10 protein-coding genes are annotated in these 8,227 nt (G+C 69.5%); 4 read left to right on the forward strand and 6 right to left on the reverse strand.

From position 1 onward, the window contains the following. Nucleotides 1–321 precede the first annotated feature (321 nt). Both MFF55_RS25165 and MFF55_RS25170 read left to right on the forward strand, forming a co-directional pair. Complete coding sequence (locus tag MFF55_RS25165; protein ID WP_238246842.1) at nucleotides 322–1,047, forward strand: S1 family peptidase; 726 nt, start codon at nucleotides 322–324, stop codon at nucleotides 1,045–1,047. An 83-nt stretch (nucleotides 1,048–1,130) separates the two neighbouring features. After that, nucleotides 1,131–1,712 carry a Uma2 family endonuclease gene (locus tag MFF55_RS25170; RefSeq protein ID WP_238246843.1) on the forward strand — a complete coding sequence of 194 codons (582 nt, stop codon included), beginning with the start codon at nucleotides 1,131–1,133 and terminating at the stop codon, nucleotides 1,710–1,712. Between the two features lie 10 nt (nucleotides 1,713–1,722). On the opposite strand, the gene bfr is transcribed toward MFF55_RS25170, so the two are convergent. From bfr to ruvA, 3 genes are all read right to left on the reverse strand, one after another. Continuing rightward, on the reverse strand, nucleotides 1,723–2,220 hold the full coding sequence (bfr, locus tag MFF55_RS25175) for a bacterioferritin (RefSeq protein ID WP_238246844.1): 498 nt from the start codon (nucleotides 2,218–2,220) through the stop codon (nucleotides 1,723–1,725). A 47-nt stretch (nucleotides 2,221–2,267) separates the two neighbouring features. Further along, complete coding sequence (locus MFF55_RS25180; protein ID WP_238246845.1) at nucleotides 2,268–2,522, reverse strand: (2Fe-2S)-binding protein; 255 nt, start codon at nucleotides 2,520–2,522, stop codon at nucleotides 2,268–2,270. Between the two features lie 188 nt (nucleotides 2,523–2,710). After that, the gene (gene ruvA / locus MFF55_RS25185; protein ID WP_238246846.1) at nucleotides 2,711–3,328 is read right to left on the reverse strand and encodes a Holliday junction branch migration protein RuvA; all 618 of its coding nucleotides are present in this window, start codon (nucleotides 3,326–3,328) and stop codon (nucleotides 2,711–2,713) included. A 139-nt stretch (nucleotides 3,329–3,467) separates the two neighbouring features. On the opposite strand from ruvA, the gene MFF55_RS25190 reads away from it, so the two are divergent. Continuing rightward, the gene (locus MFF55_RS25190) at nucleotides 3,468–4,103 is read left to right on the forward strand and encodes a YceI family protein (protein ID WP_238246847.1); all 636 of its coding nucleotides are present in this window, start codon (nucleotides 3,468–3,470) and stop codon (nucleotides 4,101–4,103) included. Nucleotides 4,104–4,106: 3 nt separating this feature from the next. On the opposite strand, the gene ruvC is transcribed toward MFF55_RS25190, so the two are convergent. Further along, on the reverse strand, nucleotides 4,107–4,670 hold the full coding sequence (gene ruvC, locus MFF55_RS25195; RefSeq protein WP_238246848.1) for a crossover junction endodeoxyribonuclease RuvC: 564 nt from the start codon (nucleotides 4,668–4,670) through the stop codon (nucleotides 4,107–4,109). A gap of 540 nt (nucleotides 4,671–5,210) precedes the next feature. On the opposite strand from ruvC, the gene MFF55_RS25200 reads away from it, so the two are divergent. After that, a complete protein-coding gene (locus MFF55_RS25200) occupies nucleotides 5,211–5,786 on the forward strand; it encodes a YgjV family protein (RefSeq protein ID WP_238246849.1) in 576 nt (191 codons plus the stop codon). Nucleotides 5,787–5,799: 13 nt separating this feature from the next. Here MFF55_RS25200 and MFF55_RS25205 read toward each other — a convergent pair whose 3' ends face one another. Both MFF55_RS25205 and MFF55_RS25210 read right to left on the reverse strand, forming a co-directional pair. Continuing rightward, on the reverse strand, nucleotides 5,800–6,222 hold the full coding sequence (locus MFF55_RS25205) for a response regulator (RefSeq protein WP_238246850.1): 423 nt from the start codon (nucleotides 6,220–6,222) through the stop codon (nucleotides 5,800–5,802). Nucleotides 6,223–6,242: 20 nt separating this feature from the next. Next, the gene (locus MFF55_RS25210; protein ID WP_238246851.1) at nucleotides 6,243–7,364 is read right to left on the reverse strand and encodes a histidine kinase dimerization/phosphoacceptor domain -containing protein; all 1,122 of its coding nucleotides are present in this window, start codon (nucleotides 7,362–7,364) and stop codon (nucleotides 6,243–6,245) included. Between the last annotated feature and the right edge of the window lie 863 nt (nucleotides 7,365–8,227).

The raw sequence follows: 8,227 nt of genomic DNA on the forward strand, positions 1-8,227 counted from the left end.
AAACTCAGCGGACGGATGGACGTGTCGACGTCGTCCGGCCGGCGCTCGGGGGTGAGGAGGGTCTTGGGCTTCGTCAACGGAACTCGCAGGGCGGAGGGTCGGCGTCGGGTGCGCAGGCCGCCCGCACCAGATCGGGCGGACGCCGCGGGTGGGATAGCACGGGCGGACGCCGGCGAGCACCCGCCGCATGGTGGTTCGGGACATCGGGGTTCGGGGCTGCGGCTCGGCGGCGGCTTGAAGCGGCGCGAGCTGCACCTACCATCGCTCACTGCCCCGCATCGCCCGATGCGACGCACCCGCCCTCGAAGACAGGCCTCGCCGATGACCATGCGCCCGGGACCATGCCTCGCCCTCGCAGCCCTGCTCACGGCCGCGAGCCCCGCCGGGGCGATCCAGGGCGGGGCTCCCGCCAGGGGCGGCGACGCCCTGTCGCGCGCCACCGTCGCCGTGGGGGCGCTCCTGAAGCCGGACGAGGAGGAGAACATCAAGGTCACCCGCTGCACCGGAGTATTGATCGGGCGCGACCGCGTCATGACGGCGGCCCATTGCGTGCGCGACAACCCGCTCGGTGCGATGGTGATGTTCTACCAGGGCAGCCGGCCCGTCGGCCCGGCGCTGCCCGTCGCCAGCGTGTCGCGCTACGCGGTCGCGCCCGGCGCCGTGGCGGAGGGCGGCCTCGTGCGCGACCTCGCGCAGCTCACCCTCGACGTCGCGGTGCTCCGCCTCGCCGCGCCGGTCCGCGGCCGCAGCGCCATCCCGCTCGGGACCCGGAGCCGGGGCCTGCCGGCGACCCTGCAATTCGCGGGGATCGGGCTTTCGGGCGGCGCGCCCGGCGTGCTGCGGACCACGACCCTCCGCCCTCTCGGCGTCACCGAGACCGGCCTCACCATCGCGCGCGCGGTCGGTTCGCTGGTCTGCACCGGGGATTCCGGCGGACCGGTTGTCGACACGAGGGGCGGCCGGGCGCGGCTCTGGGGCGTCGCCAGCGCGGTCATCACCACGAAGCCGCCCTGCGGCGACATCGTCGTGATCGCGCCGGCGACGTAGCGCGGGCGTCATCGTCGTCGCGAAGAACGCTCGACCGCGCTATGCTGGCGTCACAGACACAGCTTCGTGCAGGGTGACGGGCGATGGGCGATGCCTCGGGGGAGTTCGAGTACATGGCCCTCGACGATTTCGAGGAGCTTCTGGCGGACAAGCCCGCCAGCGAGCGCTGGGAGCTGATCGGCGGGCGGGTCGTGCGGATGATGGTTGGCGCCCGCTGGGAGCACGGCCGGATCGTGCAGAACATCGCCTTCGGCCTGGAACAGCGGTTCCGAGCGTCAGGCTCGTCCTGCCAAGCCTTCACCGAGACCTTCTACCTGAAGAGCCGCCCGCTCGAGGCGGCCATGCTGCCCGACGTGCTTGTCGTCTGCGGCGACCTCGAACCGGGCGCCACCTCCGTCGACAACCCGACCGTGCCGTTCGAGGTTCTCTCCCCGGGAACCGAGGCGCGCGACCGTTTCGAGAAGTGGCTCGTCTACCAGCAGCTCCCCTCGCTCCAGCACTACGTCCTCGTCGTGCGGGACAGGCCCTACCTGGAGGTCTTCGACCGGATCGAGGGCGCTTGGACCGGCCGCCCGATTGAGGGCCTCGACGCCGTGCTGGCCCTGCCGGCGATCGGTGCCGAACTCGCGCTGCGCGACATCTACCGCCGGGTCTTCGCCGCTTGAGCCCCCGCGCTCACTCCACTTCCGGCTCGATCTTCTCCAGGCCGCCGATGTGGCGCTGCGCGTAGAGCGGCAGGCCGACCTGCTCGATGAGTTCGAGCTGCGTCTCGAGGAAGTCGATATGGCCCTCCTCGTCGGTGGCCAGATCCTCGAACAGGATCTTCGAGACGCGGTCGTTGATGGAATCGCAGTACTGCGCGGCCTCGAGGTAGAGCGCCCGCGCCTCGTTCTCGGCCGCGAGGTCGCACTCGATGATCTCCTGGACGTTCTGGCCGATCCGTAGCGGGTCGAGCTCCTGGAGATTGGGGAAGCCTTCGAGGAAGAGGATGCGGTCCACGAAGCGGTCCGCGTGGTTCATCTCCTCGATCGATTCCTTGCGCCAGAACTTGGCGAGGTCGATGTAGCCCCAGTCGTTGAGCATCCGGAAATGGAGCCAGTACTGGCTCACCGCCGTTAGCTCGCTGCGCAAGCCGCGGTTGAGGTACTCGACAACCTTCGCATCACCCTTCACGACCCGTCTCCCTCAACGCACTCGTGAGGAGACCGCCGAGCGTCCGCTCAGGCGGCGATCTCCTCCGTCGGGGCAACCTTGACCAGAGAGCAGGCGCTCGCGCAACCCGTTCCGCACGAATGGACGGGTTCGCCCAGGGCCGCGTTCATGATCGCCCGGATGGTGCGGGCGCAGCGCCCGCATTTCGGGCTGCAGCCGAGGCAGGCATGGACCTGCGCCGGCGTGCGCGGGCAGGCGGGGCCGCGATCGAGGCAGGCGCGGATCGCCCCGTCGGAGAGGACGTTGCAGGAACAGACGATCATGAAGCGGAGGTCCCCGGACGGGCCAGGGACGACGAGAGACGAAAATCCAAGTCCGCCACCATCTTGCGCGCTACATTAGAACGGTTGAAATCTAGAGCGATTTCAACAACTTAGCGGTCCGCACGGGGCTTTGCAACCGCTGAGGTCGCGCGGGGGCGGCGGGGGAGGGCGGCGTGGAACGCGGGCCGCTAGCGGGCCAGCTCCCGCAGCCCCAGGCGAATCAGGGTCTTCGCCTCCACGTCCTCGCCTGCCCCCTTCAGCGCCGCGGCGATGGCGGCGGAGGCCTGAACCGGGGCGTAGCCGAGATTGACCAGGGCGGAGACGGCGTCGCTCACGGGCTGGGGCGCCGTGCGGTCTTCCACCGCACCCGAGAGCGCGATCACGGCCGGGTCGATGGGCGAGAAGGCCGGCGCCTTGTCCTTGAGCTCGGCCATGAGCCGGGCGGCGAGCCGCGGACCCACCCCCGGCGCGCGGGCGACGGTCGCCTTGTCGCCCGTGGCGATGGCGGTGGCCAGCGCCGCGGGCTCGAGGATCGAGAGCACGCCCAAGGCCACGCGGGTGCCGACGCCCTGCACGGTCTGGAGGAGGCGAAACCACTCGCGCTCCGCATCCGACTTGAAGCCGTAGAGGCGGATCATGTCCTCGCGGACATGCGTCTCGATGGCGAGGTCCGTCGCTTCGCCGGGCGGCGGGAGGCGCTGCAGGGTGCGGGCGGAGCAATGGACGATGTAGCCCACGCCCTGCACGTCGAGGATGACGAAATCCTCGCCGTAGGAATCCACCAGCCCCTTCAGCTTGCCGATCATCGCAATCCATCCCTTCCCGGCCGCGAGGCCTCGTCGCGGTGCCTACAGCCCCGGGCCCGCTTGCGCCAATTCCGAGCCTTGAGCCGGCCCCGTCTTCGTGAAATCAGGGCTACCCGCCCATGCCCGACCGAACAGAGCCATGACCCTCACGCGTTTCGCCGCCCCGGCGCTGGCCGGGCTCCTCCTCGCCGTTCCGGCCGCCGCGCAGGCGCCGGCGCCGCTCACCAACGATCCGGGCCAGGTCCGGCCGGGCGCCTACCGCCTCGATCCGGCGCACGGCAAGATCACCTGGTCGGTCAACCATCTCGGCTTCTCAACCTATTACGGACAGATCCCGGAGGTCGCCGCGACCCTGGAGCTCGACACCCGCGAGCCGACCCGCAGCCGCCTCAGCGTGACGATCGGCACCGGGAGCATCGACGCGCTCCACGCCCGCCTCAACGAGCACCTGCGCGGCGCCGACTTCCTCGACGCGGCGCGCTTCCCCGCGGCGACCTTCGCGAGCACTGGCATCGAGCGGACGGGCCCGACCACAGCCCGCGTCACCGGCGACCTCACCCTGCGAGGGGTCACCCGCCCGGTCGCCTTCGACGCGACCTTCAACCAGGCGGGCACCCACCCCGTCGACAAGACCTACACGATCGGCTTCGACGGGCGCACGGTCGTGAGGCGCTCCGAGTTCGGCATCACGGCCTTCCTGCCCGCGCTCGGCGACGAGGTGACGCTGCGGCTCGAGGGCGAGTTCAAGGCCGTCGAGCAGTCCTCACCCGAGTAGGCCTCACCCCTTCGCCAGCGCCGCCGCGATGCGGGAGGCGGCACGGTCGGGAATCGCGCCGGGCGCGTGCGTGCGCTTCAGGGCGTGGGCGTTGCGGTGGTTGGCATGCGTGATCGCGATGGCGAGCGCGTCGGCCGCGTCGGCGACGGTGAAGGCCGCCTTCGGCATCAGGAACTTCACCATCGCCTGGATCTGGCTCTTCTCGGCGTGGCCCGAGCCGGCCACCGACTTCTTGACGAGGTTGGCGGCGTATTCCGAGACCGGCAGCCCCGCGAGCGCCGGCACGAGGAGCGCGACGGCGCGGGCGTGGCCGAGCTTCAGCGTCGCCTGCGCGTCCTTGTTCACGAAAGTCTCCTCGACGGCGACCTCGTCGGGCGCGAAGCCCTCCACGATCCGGCTGATGCCCTCGTGGAGCTCGCGCAGGCGCAGGGCCAGGGGCAGGTCGCCGTCCGAGGTGACGACGCCGCAATCGACGTAGGCGAGCTTGGCGCCGGTGAGCGTGATCACGCCCCAGCCGGTGCGGCGCAGGCCCGGATCGATGCCGAGGATGCGGACAGAGGTGGTCATGAAACGGGTCCGCCCGAGCGCGACCGCCGCGCCGATTGACTTGGGTCTTAAGCGGATAGCCTGAACGGACGATTTCGCAAGGCGCCATCGTTGGCGCGGGCGCGCAGCATCGAGGGGCACAGATCGCGACTGAAGTCCTGGAACGCAGCGATAAGGCCACCCAACGCTGTCATTCCGGGGCCGCGAAGCGGAGCCCGGAATCCAGAGCCGCGACCTGCGCCAAGCCTGCCGACGCCAGCGTTTATGGATTCCGGGTTCGCCTTCGGCGCCCCGGAATGACAGCGTTTGTTATCCTGCTCGATCGCCCCACCCTCGACCATCATGCGTAGATTTCGCCCGCTCGTGCGGATCGCAGCCACTTCGGAGTCCTGCCTCGGTATGACGAGCGCATCCCGCGTGCCCGATGTGGGTCTCGTGCAACAAGTCCTGCCCAAGATAGCGGGCAGGTCGACAAGAAGCGATCGTTAGGAAAGAAGTAACCATACCCCCATACCGGCTTGTGCTTACCGGCGCCGCGGCGGCGCCGAAGACGTGCAAGCCATGACCTTTCCTGACCTCGTCTCCGTCTTCTTCAACACGCTCGTCGAACGGTTCGATCTCTTCGGAGCCTTGGGGCTGACGCTCGGATTCACGGCCGGGATCATGCCGCGACCGCAGCTCATCCTGTTCACCTCCGCGGCCTGCGCAACCTGCTTCGGCGCGCATTACGCGCTGCTCGGCTCGACGACGGGCGTGGCCATGTGCGCCATGTCGGTGCTTCAGAGCCTCGTCGCCGCCCGCTTCGCGCAGTCGCAGGCCCGCCCGCCCTGGTTCGGGGGGCTGTTCGCGGCGAGCTCGCTGGTGATCGCGCTCCTCGTTCTCGCGACGTGGAACGGCTGGCCCTCGGCCTTCGCGGGCACCGGCGCGCTCTTCGCCATGGCGGCGCGGCTGCAGGGCTCGGCCTCGTCCATGCGCAAGCTCTTCGTCTGCGCCACGCTGTTCTGGGCCGGTCACAACATCCTGGTCGGGTCGGCCTTCGGCTTCGCCTGCGATCTGCTGACCCTGTCGGGCCTAGGCATCGCCCTCTCGAAATCCGAGCGGCGCGCCATCGTCGGCGGCCTGCGTCGGAGCGCCTGAGGACGCGGGCGCCTCAGGACGCGGCGGCCCAGCGCGCCTCGTAGGCAGGCGCGAGCCGCATGCCGGTGGGCCGGGCCGCCTTCGGCGGCGGGCGCCGAACGCATTCCTCCAGGTAGGGTAGGGTCCCTTCCATGATCGCGACCGAGAACGGCTTCGGGATCACGGCCGCGCCGCCCTCGAAGTCCTCCGGCAGCATCGCGGCGTTGGCGGTGACGAACACGATCATCACGCCTTCGAGGTCGCGGACCGCCCGCGCCACGTCGAGGCCGGAGGAGCCGCCCCGCAACTGGAGATCGACGAAGGCAATGTCCGGCTGCGTCTCATGAGCCATGCGGATCGCCTCCGCGGCCGAGAACGCGGTCCCCACGACGACGTGCCCCGCATCCTCGATCAGCAATTCGAGCTGCATCGAGAGGATGGCTTCGTCCTCAACCACCAGAACTCTCAGAGACTCACTCACGGGACCTCTTCCAGTTCCGCGACCTTGCGCGGTAGGCGGATGTCGATCCGCGTCCCCGGGTCGGCCGGCTGCCAGGCGATGGTGGCGCTGAGCTGCCGAGCCAGCGTGTCCACCAGGCGCTTGCCGAACGACCCCTTGCCGAGCGGTTGCCCCGGCATCCCAACCCCATCGTCCACGACCTTGATCCCGAGATAATCCCCGTCCGGGCGCACGCTCACGGACAATCTGCCGGGGCGCTCCTCGGTGAAGGCGTGCTTGAGGGCGTTCGTCAACAGCTCGTTCATCATCAGGGCCACCGGCGGCGCCTTTTCGACCGGGATCTCGACCGGTTCAAGGTCGAGATGCAGCCTGATGTCGTTGCGGCCCGAGCCGCGGACGAGATCCGTCGCGAGGTCGCGGGCGAATTCCGACACATCGAAGCGCTCGACGTTGTTCGACTGATAGAGCTGGCGATGCACGGTGCCGAGCGCCTCGACGCGGTGGAGCATCTGCTCCATCGCGGATCGCGCGGCCGGGTCGGTGATGTTGCGCGTCTGCATCGTGAGCAGCGAGGAGATCATCTGCAGGTTGTTCTTGACCCGGTGGTCGACCTCGTGGACCAGCATCGTCTTGGCGGCGAGCGCCTCGGTCAGCTCGCGGGTGCGCTCCGAGACCTCGCGCTCGAACCGCTCCTTCTCGAACCGGGTGTGCTCCTGCGCCGCGACGCGGTCGGTGACGTCGAGCTGGGACGCGAAGAAGTACAGGAGCTCGCCCGCCTCGTTGCTCACCGGGCTGAGATAGAGCGCGTTCCAGAACGGCGTGCCGTCCTTGCGGTAGTTCAGAATGTCGAGGGCGATGTCGCGCCGGGCATCGATCGCCTCGCGGAGCAACTGCACCGCGCCGCGATCGGTGCCCTCGCCCTGCAGGAACCGGCAGTTGCGGCCCATGATCTCGTCACGGCTGTAGCCGGAGAGGCCGAGGAAGGCCTCGTTGACGAAGACGATCGGGTTGTCGTCCTGGCGCGGGTCCGTGATGATCATCGCCATCCGCGTCGCGCGGACTGCGGCGGCGAAGGGATCGCCCATGCCGTGCTCGGTACTCAGCCTGTCCGTCAGGCGCCAGGCATCAGCCGCTTCCATTGGTCCTTCCTTTCCGCCCGGTGCCGATCACCTCCAGGGCTAGATGGTTGGGGCGGCGGGGCTTCACGCCCGCTCCGCACAAATCGAGGTATGGCGCGTCAACGGCAAACTTGGCCGTCGGTTGCACGCAATCGAACGTTATCGACAGATAGGGGGCGGGCCGCCAAGCTGGCAACCCTCGGGGTCGGTTCAGGCGGGGGCTTCGACGCGGTGCCCTGACGGGATTTCGAAGGACCCTCTCCGGGCCCTTAGGCCCAGAATGGATCAGATCGGCTGCAATCGATCATTTCGGGTGGGTCCCCCACGCCCTTCCCCGGACGGGTGGAGCGTCAGCGGAACCCGATCCGGGGCCCAGCTCGGGACGCCGCGAAGCGTCCGAACCCTTGCGCCGTTCGTCATGAGCCGCGGCCGCGGCACTTCCCTCGCCGGGTCCCGGATCACCCTCCGCTGACGCTCCAGACGTCCGGGAAAGGGGTGCGGAGAGGGGACGCTCCAGGGCTGCAGGCCCACACCTCGTCCCAGCTCCGTTCCTCCGGCGGAGGCCGACCACGTTCGATCCCGATCGGCCCAGGCGATTTCTCTTGCTATTATTCCTAAGCTGTGTTTCTAATCCGTCACCTGCTGCCTGGCACTGAGGGTGTCTGTCCGGTGACCGACCGGGCGGGCTTTGGGCGGCAGGGCGGTGCCCGCGTCGGAGGCTCGCTCCCTCCGCCCCGGGCAGCGGTTCGCTCGGCCCCACAGGGCCGGGGCGAGAGGGCGCAGCACGAGCGGGGAGGACATGCCGCGCCGCCGCTTTCACCCTGGCGTGCGGGCGACAGCCTGCGGTGACCGCCCACAACGAGGCGGCACGCGAGAGAGCCTTG

It is taken from the genome of Methylobacterium iners, assembly GCF_022179305.1.
Classification (GTDB): domain Bacteria; phylum Pseudomonadota; class Alphaproteobacteria; order Rhizobiales; family Beijerinckiaceae; genus Methylobacterium; species Methylobacterium iners.